General features: G+C 70.7%; 14 protein-coding genes. 11 read left to right on the top strand and 3 right to left on the bottom strand.

Going from position 1 to position 16,349, the window contains the following annotated elements:
- Positions 1-41 precede the first annotated feature (41 nt).
- From HD593_RS07905 to HD593_RS07855, 11 genes are all read left to right on the top strand, one after another.
- Entirely contained in the window at positions 42-413 is a 372-nt protein-coding gene (locus tag HD593_RS07905) for a hypothetical protein (protein WP_080045753.1), read from the top strand.
- The gene (locus HD593_RS07900; RefSeq protein ID WP_185101539.1) at positions 410-1,540 is read left to right on the top strand and encodes a GNAT family N-acetyltransferase; all 1,131 of its coding nucleotides are present in this window, start codon (positions 410-412) and stop codon (positions 1,538-1,540) included. The genes HD593_RS07905 and HD593_RS07900 overlap by 4 nt, the downstream gene beginning before the upstream one ends.
- Before the next feature lie 241 nt (positions 1,541-1,781).
- Positions 1,782-2,531 (top strand): glycosyltransferase family 2 protein, encoded by a 750-nt coding sequence (locus HD593_RS07895; protein ID WP_312903390.1) that lies wholly within the window; start codon positions 1,782-1,784, stop codon positions 2,529-2,531.
- Positions 2,532-2,544: 13 nt separating this feature from the next.
- Complete coding sequence (locus HD593_RS07890) at positions 2,545-3,486, top strand: glycosyltransferase family 2 protein (protein WP_185101537.1); 942 nt, start codon at positions 2,545-2,547, stop codon at positions 3,484-3,486.
- Positions 3,483-4,286 (top strand): polysaccharide deacetylase family protein, encoded by an 804-nt coding sequence (locus HD593_RS07885; RefSeq protein WP_185101536.1) that lies wholly within the window; start codon positions 3,483-3,485, stop codon positions 4,284-4,286. Before HD593_RS07890 ends, HD593_RS07885 begins: the two co-directional genes overlap by 4 nt.
- Entirely contained in the window at positions 4,279-5,595 is a 1,317-nt protein-coding gene (locus tag HD593_RS07880; protein ID WP_185101535.1) for a lipopolysaccharide biosynthesis protein, read from the top strand. Before HD593_RS07885 ends, HD593_RS07880 begins: the two co-directional genes overlap by 8 nt.
- A 1,082-nt stretch (positions 5,596-6,677) precedes the next feature.
- The gene (locus HD593_RS07875) at positions 6,678-9,017 is read left to right on the top strand and encodes a hypothetical protein (protein ID WP_221524650.1); all 2,340 of its coding nucleotides are present in this window, start codon (positions 6,678-6,680) and stop codon (positions 9,015-9,017) included.
- 42 nt (positions 9,018-9,059) lie between these two features.
- Complete coding sequence (locus tag HD593_RS07870; protein WP_185101533.1) at positions 9,060-10,262, top strand: DUF418 domain-containing protein; 1,203 nt, start codon at positions 9,060-9,062, stop codon at positions 10,260-10,262.
- A gap of 33 nt (positions 10,263-10,295) precedes the next feature.
- Entirely contained in the window at positions 10,296-10,928 is a 633-nt protein-coding gene (locus HD593_RS07865; RefSeq protein WP_185101532.1) for a GNAT family N-acetyltransferase, read from the top strand.
- An 82-nt stretch (positions 10,929-11,010) separates the two neighbouring features.
- Positions 11,011-11,931, top strand: a complete 921-nt coding sequence (locus HD593_RS07860) for an alpha/beta hydrolase (RefSeq protein ID WP_185101531.1) — start codon at positions 11,011-11,013, stop codon at positions 11,929-11,931.
- A complete protein-coding gene (locus HD593_RS07855; protein ID WP_185101530.1) occupies positions 11,924-13,057 on the top strand; it encodes an acyltransferase family protein in 1,134 nt (377 codons plus the stop codon). The genes HD593_RS07860 and HD593_RS07855 overlap by 8 nt, the downstream gene beginning before the upstream one ends.
- Here HD593_RS07855 and HD593_RS07850 read toward each other — a convergent pair.
- The 3 genes from HD593_RS07850 to HD593_RS07840 form a co-directional block, all read right to left on the bottom strand.
- Positions 13,021-14,328: a glycoside hydrolase family protein gene (locus HD593_RS07850; RefSeq protein ID WP_312903389.1), complete on the bottom strand. Its 1,308-nt coding sequence runs from the start codon at positions 14,326-14,328 to the stop codon at positions 13,021-13,023. The two genes, HD593_RS07855 and HD593_RS07850, sit on opposite strands and share 37 nt — an antisense overlap.
- 210 nt (positions 14,329-14,538) lie before the next feature.
- Complete coding sequence (locus tag HD593_RS07845) at positions 14,539-15,288, bottom strand: SDR family oxidoreductase (RefSeq protein ID WP_185101529.1); 750 nt, start codon at positions 15,286-15,288, stop codon at positions 14,539-14,541.
- 34 nt (positions 15,289-15,322) lie between these two features.
- Positions 15,323-16,348: a phosphotransferase family protein gene (locus tag HD593_RS07840; RefSeq protein WP_185101528.1), complete on the bottom strand. Its 1,026-nt coding sequence runs from the start codon at positions 16,346-16,348 to the stop codon at positions 15,323-15,325.
- Position 16,349: the final 1 nt, after the last annotated feature.

Genomic DNA, 16,349 nt, shown 5'->3' with positions numbered 1-16,349 from the left:
CAATCGCGCAACAACCAGCAAGAGCAGGAGAGAGACAGGAGATGCTCAAGCAGCACCGCAGAGCGCTGGCCTGGCTGGTCGCGCTCGCCTGCATCGCGGGAGCGGTCATCGCGCTGTTCGATATCGAGACACCGCTGCGCCCGTTCCTGATCTCCTTGTTCCTTCTGGTCGTGCCAGGAGCGGCAGTGGTGGGACTGTTGCGTGATCGTGACCCCCTCGCCGCGCTATCCGTAGGAGCCGCGGCGAGTCTCGTACTCAACGTGCTCCTCGCCGAGGCCATGCTGCTCTTCAACGCGTGGTCGCCCCGAGCCGGTGTCGCGACGGTCGCCGTGCTCGGAGGGTTCATGTACGTGCTTCGGGTGTTGTACCGGGGGAAGAGCATGCAGACCGAACAGGGGGCCAGGGCAAGGTGAACATCCAGGTAGTCCGGCCGGGAGAGCTCGGGGACTCCGAGCGGGCCCGATGGCGTGAGCTGCAGAAGGCCGACCGCAGTCTGGACAACCCGTTCCTGTCGGTCGAGTTCGCCGTGGCGATGGACCGCTTGCGCGACTACGTGAGGGTGGCGGTCATCTCCGACGGGAGGGGCATCCAGGGGTTCTTCCCCTACGAGCGGCACAGCTTCGGCATCGGCAAGCCGCTCGGCGGATTCCTCACCACGTGTCACGGCCTGATCTCGGTCCCCGAGCTGAAGCTCGACGCCAAGGCACTGCTGCGCGCCTGCAAGCTCAGCGTCTTCGACTTCGACCACCTGGTGGCGGGGCAGCCGACGTTCGCCGAGTACGAGTCGGACGTCCGGCCCGCGCCGGTCATGGACTTCACCGCGGGCTTCGAGGCCTGGATCGAGCAGGTCAAGGCCAACTCGCCGAAGAATCTCAAGACCGTCCGCTACAAGGAACGCAAGATGGGGCGGGAGCAGGGCGACCTGCGCCTGGAGTGGGCCTCGGCCGACCCCGAGGTGCTGCGCACGCTGCTCGCCTGGAAGTCCGACCAGTACCAGAGAACTGGCCGGGTGGACAGGTTCGCCCAGCCGTGGATCGTCGAATTGACGGACATGATGCATGCCGAGAACTCATCGGACTTCGCGGGTGTCCTGACCATGCTTTATGCCGGTGACGTACCAGTTGCCGGGCATTTCGGCCTTCGGACGGCGACCACGCTTGTAGGGTGGTTCCCCGCCTACGACACCGAGTACGCCCGCTACTCGCCGGGCATCGTCCACCACCTCCAGATGGCCGAGGCCGCCGCGAACGCGGGTCTGCACATGGTCGACATGGGCAAGGGCGGCAAGGAGTACAAGGACTGGCTGAAGAGCGGGACCCTGTACGTCGCCGAAGGCCGCGTCTCGCGTCCGTCCGCCTCCGCGGCCGTTCACTGGATGGGCCGAACTCCTTTCAACAAGGCCCGAACAATTGTCATGGATCGGCCGTCTCTCTATAAGGCGGCCGACCGTGTCCTGAAGGGCTTCGGTCGGGTGCGCACCTCGATTCAACGTCAGGAGCCATCCAACGCAGTAACCCAGGAACCAACGGGAGCGCGCTGAGCGATCCCGGAGCACACCCCCCGGCACCAGCACCAACACCCTCACACTCCACACAGGACCCTTCGATGCACCGTTCGCCGGCTTCGCCGTTCCCGCAGCACCCGGGGGTGGTTCCGTCCGGCCCGCAGAGCAGGGTCCCGGAAGGATTTCCCTCGCCATGAGTCCCGAGATAACCAAGCACAACGGCAAGGTTCACTCCTCGCCTCTGCGGTCGATGCCGCCGCCCTCGAGCTTCACCCCGGTGACGCCGCACCTGGCCATCTCCCCGACGGTCAGCGTGGTCGTGCCGGCGATGAACGAGGCGGAGAACCTGCCGCACGTCTTTGCCACCATCCCGCAGTGGGTTGACGAGATCGTGCTGGTCGACGGCAACTCCGTCGACGACACGGTGGCCGTGGCCAAGCGGCTGCGGCCGAACGTCAAAGTGGTGACCCAGACGGGCAAGGGCAAGGGCGACGCCCTGTCCGCGGGCTTCGCCGCGTGCACCAGCGACATCATCGTGATGATCGACGCCGACGGCTCGACCGACGGCCGCGAGATCATCAACTTTGTGGGCGCGCTGGTGACCGGTGCCGACTTCGTCAAGGGTTCGCGCTACGCCGCCGGGGGCGGCAGTGACGACCTGACGCTGAACCGGCGTCTTGGCAACAAGGTGCTCACGGGCATCGTGAACGTGATGTACCGCACCCAGTACACCGACCTCTGCTACGGCTACAACGCCTTCTGGGCGCGCCACCTTGATGTGCTCGACCTCGACTGCGACGGCTTCGAGGTGGAGACGCTGATGAACGTGCGCGCGGCCAAGGCCGGGCTGAAGGTGCACGAGGTGCCCAGCCACGAGCGCAACCGCATCCACGGCGAAAGCAACCTGCACGTCGTACGAGATGGCTTCCGCGTGCTCAAGACCATCCTGAAGGAGTGGCGTCGCCAGCCCACTCCGCCTCAGCCTGAGCCCGCCGCCACTCCCGCCGCTGACCGAGGCGTCGCATAAAAAAGGGATCGTTGTGAACACGTCTGTTGTCATCTGCGTCTACACCGAGGAACGGTGGGAGGACATCAGGCAGGCAGTCGAGTCGGTCGAGAACCAGACGCGCCCGGCACACGAGCTGATCCTGGTGGTCGACCACAACCCCGACCTGCACCTCAAGCTGAAGCACGAGTACCCGCAGGCCATCGTGGTGGAGAACACGCACGAGCAGGGGTTGTCCGGTGGCAAGAACACCGGCGTGGCCACGGCCAACGGTGAGATCGTCGCCTTTCTCGACGACGACGCGGTCGCCGACCCCGGGTGGCTGGAGGCTTTGGAGGAGGGCTTCCAGGAAACCGGTGTCGTCGGCGTGGGCGGCCGTACCGACCCCATCTGGGCGTCGGGGCGGCGGCCTGGCTGGTTCCCGTACGAGTTCGACTGGACGGTCGGCTGCACCTACCGCGGCATGCCCGCGGTCAGGGCGCCGATCCGCAACGTCATGGGCGGCAACGCCGCCTTCCTGCGTGACGCCGTGTCCGAGGTGGGCGGCTTCCACAGCGGCATCGGCCGCAGCGTGCAGGGACGCAAGTCGCGCCCTCTCGGGTGCGAGGAGACCGAGTTCTGCATCAGGCTGAGCCAGCGCAAGCCGGGCTCGGTCATGCTGTTCGAGCCGCGCGCGGTGATCGGGCACAAGGTGTCGAAGCAGCGCGAGCGGTTCGCCTACTTCAGGTCCAGGTGTTACGCGGAGGGCCTGTCGAAGGCCCTGGTGACGCGGGAGGTCGGCACCCAGGACGGGCTGTCCAGCGAGCGCGCGCACGCGATCAAGACGCTGCCGCTCGGCGCGCTGCGCGGGGTCGGTGAGGCCCTGCGCGGCGACGTGGGCGGGCTCGGCAGGGCCGCCGCGATCGTGATCGGGCTGGCCTGGACGACCTGGGGTTACGTCGTGGGTTCCGTACGGCTGAAGGCGGCACGATCATGATCCGCGTACCGATCCTGATGTACCACTCGGTCACCGACGCGCCCAACGACGAGACCAAGCCGCACGCCGTACGGCCCTCCGACCTGGAGGAGCAGCTCGCCTACCTGGCGGAGAGCGGCTTCACGCCGCTCACGCTGGGTGACCTGGTGGCCAGGTTCAACAAGAACAACGGGCTGTCACTGCCGGACAAGCCGATCGTGGTGACGTTCGACGACGGCTACGCCGACTTCCACAGCCGCGCGCTGCCGCTGCTGGAACGACACAACTTCCCGGCCACGGTCTTCCTGACCAGCGGCTGGGTGTCCGACGCGGGCAGGGACGCGGCGGGCCGGCCCCTCGACGACATGCTGTCGTGGGGCCAGGCCCGCGAGGCCGCGCAGACCGGCGTCGAGATCGGCGGCCACAGCCACAGCCACCCCCAGCTCGACCAGCTCCGCACCGAGGAGCTGCGGCAGGAGCTGCGCAGGAACAAGGGCCTGCTGGAGGAGAAGATCGGCACGCCGGTCGCCACCATGGCCTACCCGTACGGGTACTCCAGCGCCAGGGTCCGCCGCGAAGTGCGCAAGGCCGGATACTTCGCCGCCTGCGCCGTGAGCAACACGATCGCCGCCGATCGCCATGACATGCTCGCCATCCCCCGGTTGACGGTCGGCAAGAACACGACCATCAACATGTTCAAGCGCGCCGTCGAAGGCAACGCCGTACCTCTCATCTACATGCGCGAGCGCATCCTCACCAAGGGGTACGCGGTCGTCCGCAGGACGAGGTACGGGCTGCAGCGGGTGCGCGGAAATGTCTAGCCTCTGGGGGAAGGTGCTGCGCGACCTGCGTAACCCGCTGTTCCTGCAGGGTTACGCGCTCATGGTGAACACCGTGATCACCGGTGTGCTCGGCATGGGCTACTGGTTGCTGGCCGCGCACTTCTACTCGCCCGAGGAGTTCGGCCGCGGGCAGGCCGTGATCACGGCGATGCGGCTGTTCGCGTCGCTGACCGCGCTCGGCTTCGTGGGCGCGCTGGCCCGGTTCCTGCCGGTGGCGGGCCGCCGCACGCCCGAGCTCATCCTGCGCGGGTACGGCCTGGCCGCCGCCACGGGCGGGGTCGCGGCCCTGGGGTTCCTGCTGACGCTGCCCATGTGGGGGAAGACGTACTCGGTGCTGGCCGGGTTCGGGCCCGGGCTGTTCTTCCTGGCGTCCGTGGTGGTGTGGGCCGTGTTCACGCTGCAGGACGTGGTGCTGACCGGGCTGCGCAGGGCCACGTTCGTGCCGATGAACAACCTGGTCTTCGGCCTGGTCAAGATGGGGCTCCTGGTCGCCGTGGCCGGGGCGCTGCCGTCCGGCGGGATCTTCGTCTCGTGGGTGATCCCGACCGCGCTGGCGCTCATCCCGGTCAACTGGCTGATCTTCGGCGTCGTCGTGCCGCGGCACGTCAAGCGGGCCGATCCCGTACAGGAGCCGCCGAAGCTGCGCGAGGTCGGCCGCTTCCTGGCCGGCGACTTCCCCGGCACGCTGTCGATCCTGGCGATCGTCTACCTGGTGCCCGTGGTGGTCGCCACGCAGGTGGGCGAGGCCACGTTCGGGCGGTTCTCGATGGCGCACACGCTGGCCAGCATGATCGAGCTGCTGGCCATGAACATGGCGGTGTCGCTGACCGTCGAGGGCTCCTTCGACCGTGCCAGGCTGGCCGAGAACTGCCGGCGGGCGTTGCGGCGCGCCTTCATGATCGTCACTCCGATCATCGCGGTGGCGATACTCGGGGCGCCGCTGATCCTGACCATCTTCGGCTCGGCCTTCGCCGAGGAGGGCACGACGCTGCTGCGGCTGATGGCGCTGGCGGTGCTGCCCCGGGTGCTGATCGAGGTGTACCTGAGCGCGCTGCGGGCGCAGAGCAGGGCGCGGACGCTGGCGATCGTCCAGATCGGGCTGGCGGTGCTCGTGCTGGTGTCCACCGTGGCACTGTTCCCTCACTTCGGGGTGAACGCCGTGGGGTACGGATTGCTCTTCAGCGAGGTACTTGTCGCACTTTTGATCTTTGGAAATCTACGTAAAATTCTCAAATTCGACGAAAGCGGTAGGTCGACTGTCACCCAGGGGTCGTCCGGGGCTTCATGATGGTCAACGTGAGGCAACGGGACGGCGATGGCATGCAAACGGGGATCACGGGCTCCTCGGACGTGCGTGGGGACAAGGAGGAGTCAGACGTGCCCTTCGATCCGGAAGCTACGGGAGTCATCCCCAAGCTGACGTTCCCGCCCGCGGGCGAGGAGGCCGGCTCGGCCGAGGACTCCCCGCAGACCTCCGGCGGCGAGGAGCAGTCCCCGCCGGAGGCGGAACGCACGACGGCCATCCGGCTGCCCGCGCCCCTGCACATCGGGCATCCGCCCACGGCCGGCCCTGCCGCCGACCCCTCGGCGGCCGGCACGGTCTCCATGCCTGTGCAACCGGCGGCCGAAGGCTCCGAAGCCTCGGACGACGGCGACACCTCCCCCGGCCTCCGGCCCCAGCCCGCCAGCGGGCCTCAGCCTGCGGGCGGCACCGGCGCCAAGCCCGGCACTGGCGCCCAGCCTGCGGGCGGCACCGGCGCGAAGCCCGGCACGGGTGCTCAGCCTGCTAGCGGCACCAAGCCTGGCACCGGCGCTCAGCCTGTCTCCGGCGCCCGGCCTGCTGCGGGTGCCCAGCCCGCCAGTGGGGCGCAGCCTGCCGGTGGACAGGGTCAGCCAGGCGCCGCGCCTGCGAAGCCCGGCGCTACTCCCGCTAAGCCCGGCTCTGCCGCCGCACCTGGTGCTGGTGGCGCTGCCGCCGCCGGCGCGCCCGCCAAGGGCACGTCCGGTGGGACGTCGCCCAAGGGCACCGGCGCGTCCCCGAGTGAGGCGCGGCCGAGCAGCGGCGCGCCCGGCAAGGCACCCTCCGCAGGGGCCACTCCGACCAGCACGCCTCCCAGCGGGGCGCCGTCCGCAGGAGCGGCACCGGTGAGAGGGGCGGCCGCCGGAGCCGCCGGCGCCGGGACGCAGCCCATGAGCGCGCATCCCACGGGAGCGCCCACTACGAGCACTCCCACCACCGGCGGACCCGGTGCCGGCGCGCCGGCCACCGGTGGACCTGGCGCTGGCGGGCCCGGTACAGGCGCGCCCGGTGCCGGTGGGCCCGGTGGTGGAGGGCGGCCGGTTGGTGGGTCGCAGGGGCTGGCGAATCTTGTGCAGCCGGCCCCCGGCACCGCGCCCAGTAACGCGCCCGGGATCGCGCCGCAGGGTCCGTCGGGGCCGCAGAGGGCGCCCGAGCAGGGGCAGCAGGTCGCGTTCCAGCAGGCCCCGCCGAGGCAGGCGACGCCTGGGCAGGCACCCGCAGCGCAGGCGCCCGTAGCGCAGCGGCCCGGTAAGCCCCGCACGTTCAGGGGCAGGGTCGGGGCGCTGGTGGCGAGTGCGCCGACGTGGCTGCCCGTGCTGCTGGTCTTCGAGGGCCTGATCATGTACATCCTCGCCCTCAAGGTCCCCCCGGGCCCGCTGCGCGGCGTGGATCCGGCCGACATCGACGGCCTGGGCCTGATCTCGGCGCTGCCGACGACGGCGTTCATCGCCATCCTGATCATGATCGTGTCGTTCTTCATCACGGTCACCCAGAGCACCGACCGCAAGTTCCTGCTGCTGTTCCAGATCGCCGCCATCACGTTCGCCCTGCACGGCGCGGGCGCGCTGGTGGCCGACGAGCCGCGCTTCCCGACCGCGTACATCCATGCCGGTTTCGTGGAGTTCATCGGCAGGACCGGCGAGACGGCGATCAACATCGACGCCCGCATGGGCTGGCCGGGCTTCTTCGCGTTGTTCGCGTTCGTGACGAAGGCCGCCGGGATCACCGACCTGACGCCGATCCTGCAGTGGACGCCGCTGCTGTCGAACCTGCTCTACCTGCTGCCGTTCGTGCTGATCCTGCGCCAGGTGGTGGCGACCACGCGGGCGCGGTGGTTCGCGGCGCTGCTGTTCGTGCTGGTGCAGTGGATCGGGCAGGACTACTTCTCGCCACAGGGCTTCACGTTCGCGCTGTATCTGGCGTTCGTGGCGATCCTGCTGAGATGGTTCGGACGGGTGGAGACGCGGACGAAGCCGATCCCGCCCAAGGGGCTGCGCAAGCTGATCGGCAAGCTGGACGCGATGACGCCGGGCGAGCTGGCGAACACCGGTACGTTCAGGGCCGACAAGCTGCTCATGCTGATGATGCTGGTGGCGCTGTTCGTGGCGTCGGTGGCCTCGCACCAGATCACGCCGTTCATGATGCTGGGCGTGGTGACGGCGTTCCTGATCTTCAAGCGGACCACGCTGACCTGGGCGCTGCCGTTCTTCCTCGGGCTGGTGGTGCTGGCCTGGATCAGCTACATGACGGTGGGCTTCTGGGCCAGCCAGATCGACACGATCTTCGGCGGCCTGGGCAACATCTGGCAGAACCTGCAGACCAACACCGGCGACCGCATCGAGGGCACCGACCCCGCGCACGCGATGGTGCTGCAGGCCCGGCTGGGCATCCTCGCGGTGATCCTGGCGTGCGCGGCGGTGGGCATCTTCCGCCGGTTCCGGCGCGGGGTGTTCGACCGGTCGGCGCTGATCCTGCTGTGCGTGCCGGTGCTGGCGCTGGGGCTGCAGAGCTACGGCGGCGAGATCGGGCTGCGGATCTACATGTTCGCGCTGCCCGGCGCCTGCCTGCTGGCCGCGTACGCGTTCTTCCCGAACCTGCCGGCCGACAGCGCGGACGTGCGCGAGGAGACCGTGCCGCTGCGCAAGCGGAACGTGCGCTTCAACCCCGAGCTGACCAAGCGGATCTCGATCGTGCTGGCGGCGTGCTTCGCGGTCGTGTTCGCGTTCGCGTTCCTGCTGGCCAGGTACGGCAACGAGAAGTTCGAGCGGGTCACCACCGGCGAGGTGGCCGCCCTGCACTACGTCTACGACCACGACAAGCCCAGCGCCCGGGTGCTCTACCTGGTGCCCAAGGAGGGCCCGGAGGTCACGCCGACCCTGCCGTGGGGCGAGCGGGACGTGGAGAAGGTCAGCTTCAACCTGCAGGCGCTGGTGCACAAGGATCCGGCGCAGATCTCCGACGCGGTGCAGGCGCTGAAGGAGGCGTCCAGGAACTCGTACCTGATGGTGAGCCGGGGCCAGGTCAGCTACCTGCAGCTCAACGAGGGCTTCCCGGCCGACTGGGGCGAGAAGTTCCGGGCGGCGCTGGACAAGTCGCCCGACCTGAAGCGGGTCTACTCCAACGAGGACGCGGCGCTCTACACCTGGAAGACGTTCGTCAGAGGCACGGAGATCCCCGAGCCGAACCCCTACAAGGGCCGTGGCGACCCCACCTCGCCGTTGACGCCGGTGGGTGTCGGCGCGCTGGCCGTGACCTGGGTCGCGCTCTTCGGGTACGAGATCATCCGGCTGAACGGCCCGAACCGGGCGCCGAAGGCCCGCAAGCGCCTGCTGTTCCTGGCGATCCCGGCCTTCGCGGTGGCGCTAGCAGTGATCATCGAGCGATTCATCTATATCGCACAAAATAACTGAATTCCCAGGAAACACTCAGCTTGTGCGGGATGATGCTCTCCGATGAGGACACAGGAGACACATCCCGCCAGGCCAGACGTACGCCTCGCCACAGCGCGAATCGCCTCCGTCGACGCCTTACGGGGTTTCTCCCTGCTGGGCATCCTCGTCGTGAACATCGCCTACCTGGCCTCCGGCTACCGGATGGCCGGGATGGCGGAGCCCGCGTTCGGCTCGTCCCTGGACTGGGGCGTGCGGTGGTTCGTGACGCTGTTCCTGGAGAACAAGTTCTACCTGCTGTTCTCGTTCCTGTTCGGGTACAGCTTCACGCTGCAGGTCGACTCGGCCGGGCGGCGGGGGCGGCCGTTCGTGCCGATGTTCCTGCGGCGGCTGGCCGGGCTGTTCCTGCTCGGGCTGGCGCACGCCGTGCTGCTGTTCCCCGGGGACATCCTGACGACGTACGCCGCCGTGGGGCTGGCGCTGCTGATCTTCCGCCGGGTCCGGCCGAGGACGGCGGTGCTGCTGGCCATCGCGCTCACGTTGCTGCTGGCCCTGGCCTTCGTGCTGCTCGCGCTGCTGGCCACGGCGGGCCTGGACGTGTCGGGCCGGGTCGCCGACGGTCAGGCGCAGGCCGCCGCGTCGAACTCGGCACTCGGCGGGGTGTTCTGGCAGATCGTCTCCGAGCACCTCAGGAAGCTGTCGCTGATCATCGTGGCGCGGGTCTTCTTCCAGGGCCCCGCGGTGCTGGCGGCGTGCCTGATCGGGCTGGCGGTCGGCAAGCTGGGCGCGCTGCGCGACGTGTCCGCGTACACGGGGACGCTGCGCGCGCTGCAGTGGACCGGGTTCACGGTCGGGCTGGGCGGCGCGGTCTTCTACACGGCCTCGGTCTGGAACGGCTCGGTGCACAAGTTCTGGGGCGAGGCGGTGGACCTGGTGACGGCGCCGCTGCTGGCGGCGGCGTACGCGGCCACGTTCCTGCGCGTGCTGCCGCACGTGCCGCGGCTGGCGCGGGCGCTGGCGGCGCCCGGCAGGATGGCGCTGTCCAACTACCTGGCGCAGTCGCTGATCTGCTCGCTCATCTTCACCGGGTACGGCCTGGCGCTCGTGGACCGGGTCAGCCCGCCGCTGGAGATGCTGATCGCGCTCGGCATCTTCGTGCTCCAGGCCGGCTACAGCCGCTGGTGGCTCGGCGGGCACCGGTACGGGCCGGTGGAGTGGCTGCTGCGCTTCCTGACGTACTGGCGAAGGCCCAAAATAACCAGGTGAGGCGGGCGGCGCGGCCGGGAACAATGGGCAGGCATGCGCAACTGGCCCGTACACGACCTGCGGCTGACCACGCCCCGCCTCACGCTCCGGCTCCCCACCTTCGACGACCTCGACGAGCTGGCCGACCGTGCCGTGGAGGGCGTGCACGACCCCGGCCGGATGCCGTTCGGCGTGCCCTGGACGGACGCGCCCGCCGCCGAGCTGCCCGCGAAGGTGGTGCTCTACCACCTCGGGGTCATGGCGCGATGGCGGCCTGACGCCTGGTGCTGCAACTTCGCCGTCGTCCACGAGGGCCGGGTGATCGGCACCCAGGACGTCAAGGGGGTCGAGTTCGCGGTCACCCGCGAGGTGCACACGGGCTCGTGGCTGGGCCGCGCGTACCAGGGCATGGGGCTCGGCACGGAGATGCGCGCCGCCGTGCTGCACCTGGCGTTCGCCGGGCTCGGGGCGCTGACGGCCGTCTCCAGCGCCTTCCTGGACAACCCGGCCTCGCTCGGCGTCTCGCGCAAGCTCGGCTACCGGCCCGACGGGACGACGGTCCAGTCGATCCGCGGGCGGCGGGCGACGCAGCAGCGGCTCCGGCTCGGCCGCGAGGACTTCGACTGCCCGGTGCCGGTGGAGATCCACGGCCTGGCGGCCTGCCTGCCGCACTTCGGGCTGGAGTGACCTCGTAGTACTTCAGAGCTACGTCAAGGATCCACTCCCAGGTGGGACGCCGACGACGGGGCGCGATCCGTAGGTTCGCCGCATGTCCACCCGTTCGCCCCGCCCCACCGCGTTCACCCGGCTGCGCCGGAAACTGTTCACCGCCGTCCTGGCCGCGTCCGTGGTCGTGCCCCTGTCCGGCTCCGAGGTGCCCGCTCCCGCGCCGAACCGGCCGCCCCGGGGTATGACCGAGGCCCGGTACGCCGCCGTCCGCCAGGACATCCTGGCGGCCGAGCGGATGGCCACCGGGCACGGCCAGTCGCGCCGGGCCGCGGCGCTGCGCGCGATGGCGGAGCCGGGGCGGCGGTTCCTGTTCTTCGACGGGCGTGACGGCGGCCGCTCCGCGGAGGTCTTCGGCGACCTGGCCGGGGCCGCGCGGGTGGCCGTGCTGGTGCCCGGCTCGGACACCGGCCTCGGCACGTACGGGCGGCTGCGCGCCGGCGCGCTGGCGCTCCAGCGGGAGCTGGGCGACCGGGCCGCCGTCGTCGCCTGGCTCGGCTACCGGACCCCGGGAACGCTGGGCGCCGCCGTCCTGACCACCGGCCGCGCGGACGGGGCCGTGCCGGGGCTGCGATCGTTCGTCCACGAGCTGGGCCCCGGCAGGGTGTCGCTGCTGTGCCACTCCTACGGCGCCGTCGTCTGCGGTCGGGCCGCGGCCGGGCTGGGCGACGTGGCGAACATCGTCCTGTACGGCGCCCCCGGCACGGGCACGAGCGGCCCGCTGCGCACCTCCGCCCCCGTCTGGGCCGCCCGCGGCACCGGGGACTGGATCGCGAACGTGCCTCACGTGCGGCTCCGGCTGCCGTTCCTCACCGTGGGGCTCGGCCTGGACCCGGTCTCCCCGTCGTCCGGCGCCCGCGTCTTCGCGGCGGGCGACGGCGGCCACAGCGACTACCTGCGGCCGGGCTCCCTGTTCCTGCGCAACGTCGCCGCCATCGTGTCGGGGCGGGCCCCGCATGCGTGACCTGGTCGAACGCGTCGGCAAGGCGACCCCGGCGGATCGCGACCGCGGGCTGGACGGGCTGCGCGCGCTGTCCATCCTCGGCGTGGTGCTGGGGCACTGGCTGGTGACGGCCCTGGTGACCGACAGCGGCACCGTGCGCGCCGCCAGCCCGCTGCGGGAGCTGCCCGGGCTCGCGCCGGTCTCCTGGCTGTTCCAGACGCTGGCGGTCTTCTTCCTGGTGGGCGGGATGGTGGCGGCCCGTGGCGGGGCCGGAGCCGGCTACCGGGTGTGGCTCGGGCGGCGGCTGGCCCGCCTGTTCCGGCCGGTGGCCGCCGTGGTGCCGGTGTGGGCGGTGATCGCGGTCGCGATGCTCGCCGCCGGGGTGGGGCCGGGCACCGTGACCTCGCTGGCCAGGCTGGTGTGGTCGCCGCTGTGGTTCCTGCTGGTCCTCGCCGTGCTGACGGCCGCGACCCCGCTGGCGGCCAGATTGCGCCCGGCGTGGCCGCTCGCCGTCGTCGCGCTGGTGGACCTCGTCCGGTACGGCCTGGACGGCCCCGCCTGGCTCGGCGGCGTGAACGTGGTGGCGGGCTGGGCGGTGCCCTACTGCCTGGGTCTGTCCTGGGGCCGGAACGGCGGCCCGCCGGGGCGCGGGACCGGCTGGGCGCTGCTGCTCGGCGGGACGGGCGCCACCGCCGGGCTCGTCCTGTGGGCGGGCTACCCGGCGGCCATGGTGGGCGTGCCCGGCGCGGAGATCTCCAACCTGGACCCGCCCACCCTCGCCGCCGTCACCTTCGGCCTGGCCCAGTGCGGAGCGGCCGTGCTGCTGCTCGGCCCGCTGCGCCGGGTCCTGCGGCGACCGGCTGCCTGGGCGGCCGTCGCGCTGGCGAACCTCGCCGCGATCACGATCTTCCTCTGGCACCAGACCGCCATGATCGCCGTCACCGCCCTCGGCCTGCTCTCCGGCCAGGCCCTGCCCGGCCTGCACACCGCCCCGGACTCGGGCGGCTGGGTGGTGGCCAGGCTGGCCTGGTTGCCGGTGTTCGCCGTGGCGCTGGCGGCGTGCTGCGCGGCCTTCCGCGGCCACGAGCGGCCGCGCCGCGGCTCACGGGCTCAGGCGCCGCCGCGCCCCGACCACTTGATCTCGTAGGGCCGCAACGTGACCTGACGCCCGTCGACGGTGGCGGAGACGTCCTGGTCGGAGGTGTTCACCATCACGACCTGGCTGGCCTGGCCCAGCGCCTTCACCTTGGGGTCGGAGCTCTGCACCTCCTGCACCTCCACCCCGGCGGGGAACCACTTGGTGAACCCGCTGAGCAGCCCCGCCATGGGCAGCTCGCCGCCCACCTTGGGCGACCAGAGGCACCCGGCGCACTCCCCCTCGCCCTTCTGCTGCGGGTTCCAGTAGAGGGCGGTGGTGACCCCGCTCCTGGCGAACTCCATGAGCGCGGTGGCCTGGACGGCGGTGCGCTTGTCCTCGCTCCACTGCGCGTTCTCGGGCTCGACGTACCACTCGGCCCACCACACCGGCAGGTCGCCGCTCTCCTCGCGCAGCCACGTGGTGATGGCGCCGAACTTGGCCTGGGCGGCGAAGTCGTTGGGCACGTTGCCCTTGTCGTTGGTCATCGAGGCGCCGTCCACGACGATGAAGTCGGCGCCCTTCTTGTGCTCGATCCAGTACTTGACGGCGTCCAGCGCCCGCTGGTCCACCGTGCCCCAGGGGCCGCTCAGCTCGGACGGGCCCTCGGCGCGCGCGTTGCTCCCGATCGGCACGTACGGGCCGCCGACCTGGATGTCCTTGTTGACCTTCTTCAGCGCCGTGTACACCTTGTTGTACATCTCGGTGTACGCCTGGGCGTCCCACCGGTTGGTCGCCGGGTCCCAGAAGCCCTTGAACTCGTTCCACACCATGTAGTGCTTGACCGTGGGGTACTGCTTGGCCACCCGCACCGCGAGCTTGGCGAAGTCGTCGAAGTGCTCCCGCTCGGGGGCGACCGTGTGGTTCTTGCTCCAGTCCGTACGCCCGGCCTGCCCGCCCTTCATCCAGTCGGGCGCGCAGCAGAGCGTGATCACCGGCACGCCTCGCGAGGACGAGATGAACGTCATCCGGCGGTCGAGGTCGACGAAGTTGAGCTGCCCCGGGCTGGGCTCCGGATTGCCGACGCCCCAGCCCATGATGTGCTGGTTCTGCAGCATGGGGACCCGGCCGAGCACGCCCCTGGCCTCCTCCACGACCGCCTGCGGCTCGTTGTCGGCGCTGTACTGCGTGTGGGTGACGCCCCAGCGCGGCCAGTTCTCCAGTGCCGGGGGCTCCGAGAGCTGGGGCGCGGGCTCGGTGGGCACCTTCGTGGCCACCTCGCTGCCCTTGAACACGCTGCGCTCCTTCGTCCGGATCGCGGCGTACACCATGATGCCCGCCACCAGTACGACCGCGAGGATGCCGGCTCCAAGTGCGATCGGCCATGGCGATCGTCGGCGCGCGTGTCGGCCGTCGGTCGGAATCACTGAAGGCTCCTCATCCTCGCGAGACGTTGGGGGAACCACGAACCTACAAGGTTCGCGAACGTACAAGGGCTGGACAGCAGTCCAGCCCTCTTTACGCTAATCGTCCCGCTTGCAAGCGACTTGCGGTCAATCTTGTGGCGGCCGCTGCCCTCCGGCCGGTCCGGGAACGCCGGCGTAGCGGTAGGGGACAGGCTGCCGGCCCGGCTGCACGATGAGGAGCGTGCCGGGGGTCTCGGCGTAGAAGGCGGACTCGACGGCGGCGGCCACGTCCTCGGCGGTGAGCAGCGGGAAGCCGGCGTTGACGAACATGTCCCTGGCGTCGGCCACCAGCGGCGTGTCGGTGAAGCCGGGGCAGACCGCGCCGATGCGTACGTTCTGCGCGGCCAGCGGCTCGGCCAGCGCCCTGACCAGGCCGACGACGGCGTGCTTGGTCATCGTGTAGACCGGGTCGCCGGAGAAGGCGGTGAGCCCGGCCAGCGACGAGGTGACGACGATCGCGCCGCCGCCCGAGCGCAGGAGCAGCGGCATGGTGGCCCGTACGCCGAAGACGACGCCGTCCATGTTCACCCCGACGACCTTGCGGTAGCGGGCGAGGTCGAAGTCGGCCAGGTCCACCCGGCCGGAGATGCCGGCGTTGAGGTGGACGAGGTCGAGCCGCCCGTACCGCTGCTCGGCCAGCGCGACGGCCTCCAGCGAGGCCTCCTCGGTGCTGACGTCGGCGGCCAGCCACGCGCCGTCCAGCTCCTTGGCCAGCCGCTCGGCTCCCTCGCCGTCCAGGTCGACGAGGACGCACTTGACGCCCCCCGCCGACAGGCGCCGGGCCACGGCGGCGCCGATGCCGCTCGCGGCTCCGGTGATCAGTGCAACAGTGCTCATGACGCTCCTTGCGGGGGATGGAGAGGTCGAGTGGTCAGTGCTGGTCGAGCATCCGGTGCGCGCGGGCGATCAGGGTGGGCACGGCCGCGCCGATGCGGTCGAACCCCTCTCCAACGGTCTTACCCTGCCGGAAGCGGGCGTGGATACCCTCCACGATGACGGCGAGCTTGAAGTTGCCGAAGGCCACGTAGAACCCGAGGTCTGAAATGTCCCGTCCGGACACCTTGGTGTAGTGGGCGGCGAACTCCGCCGCGTTCATGAACCCGGGCGCCACCGTCACGTCCCCCGCCACCGGGATGCTCGCCCGCTCGTCGTCCCCGCGGTCGTGCCAGTACGTCAGCGTCAGCCCCAGGTCGGCCAGCGGGTCGCCGAGCGTGGACATCTCCCAGTCGACCACGGCCGCGATCTCCAGGTCCCCGAGCCGCAGCAGCGTGTTGTCCAGCCGGTAGTCGCCGTGCACCAGCGTGCCCGCCGCCTCGGCGGGCAGCCGCTCCCGCAGCCGCGCCACGAGCCGGTCGTAGTCGGGCAGGTCCGCCGTCTTCGACCGCTCCCACTGCTGGCACCACCGGTCGAGCTGCCTGGCCATGTACCCCTGGGGCCGTCCGAAGTCGCCGAGCCCCACCTCGCGGTAGTCCACGGCGTGGATGCCCGCCAGCACCTCGGCCAGCCGTTCCGACAGCCGCCGCGTCTGCTCGGGCGTCCGGTCGCCGAGCTGCTCCCTGCTCCGTACGGCCTCCCCCTCGACGTGCCCCATGAGGTAGAACGGCGCGCCGATCACGTCCTCGTCGCCGCAGAACGCGACGGGTTCCGGCACCGGCACGGGCGTCGGCGCGAGCGCCGAGATGACCCGCCACTCCCGGCGCATGTCGTGGGCCGTCGGGAGCACGTGGCCCAGGGGCGGGCGGCGCAGCACCAGCCGGCGCTCCCTGGCCTCGACCAGATAGGTCAGGTTCGACCGGCCGCCGGAGATCAGCGAGACGGACAGGGGCTCGCCGGCGTCGGGCACGTTCCGGCCCATCCAGGCGACCAGCTGGGGATGGTCGATGCCAGGTACGGTCATG

The sequence above is a fragment of the Nonomuraea rubra genome (assembly GCF_014207985.1).
Taxonomy (GTDB): domain Bacteria; phylum Actinomycetota; class Actinomycetes; order Streptosporangiales; family Streptosporangiaceae; genus Nonomuraea; species Nonomuraea rubra.
Note: the sequence above shows the minus strand (reverse complement) of the source record. Positions and strands in the feature narration are given on the sequence as shown.

Excerpts from the sequence above, each read along its gene's own strand:
- HD593_RS07845 (WP_185101529.1), bottom strand. The coding sequence starts at position 15,288 with ATGAGCACTGTTGCACTGATCACCGGAGCCGCGAGCGGCATCGGCGCC.
- HD593_RS07870 (WP_185101533.1), top strand. The coding sequence starts at position 9,060 with ATGAGGACACAGGAGACACATCCCGCCAGGCCAGACGTACGCCTCGCC.
- HD593_RS07880 (WP_185101535.1), top strand. The coding sequence starts at position 4,279 with ATGTCTAGCCTCTGGGGGAAGGTGCTGCGCGACCTGCGTAACCCGCTG.
- HD593_RS07905 (WP_080045753.1), top strand. The coding sequence starts at position 42 with ATGCTCAAGCAGCACCGCAGAGCGCTGGCCTGGCTGGTCGCGCTCGCC.
- HD593_RS07860 (WP_185101531.1), top strand. The coding sequence starts at position 11,011 with ATGTCCACCCGTTCGCCCCGCCCCACCGCGTTCACCCGGCTGCGCCGG.
- HD593_RS07885 (WP_185101536.1), top strand. The coding sequence starts at position 3,483 with ATGATCCGCGTACCGATCCTGATGTACCACTCGGTCACCGACGCGCCC.
- HD593_RS07855 (WP_185101530.1), top strand. The coding sequence starts at position 11,924 with ATGCGTGACCTGGTCGAACGCGTCGGCAAGGCGACCCCGGCGGATCGC.
- HD593_RS07840 (WP_185101528.1), bottom strand. The coding sequence starts at position 16,348 with ATGACCGTACCTGGCATCGACCATCCCCAGCTGGTCGCCTGGATGGGC.
- HD593_RS07865 (WP_185101532.1), top strand. The coding sequence starts at position 10,296 with ATGCGCAACTGGCCCGTACACGACCTGCGGCTGACCACGCCCCGCCTC.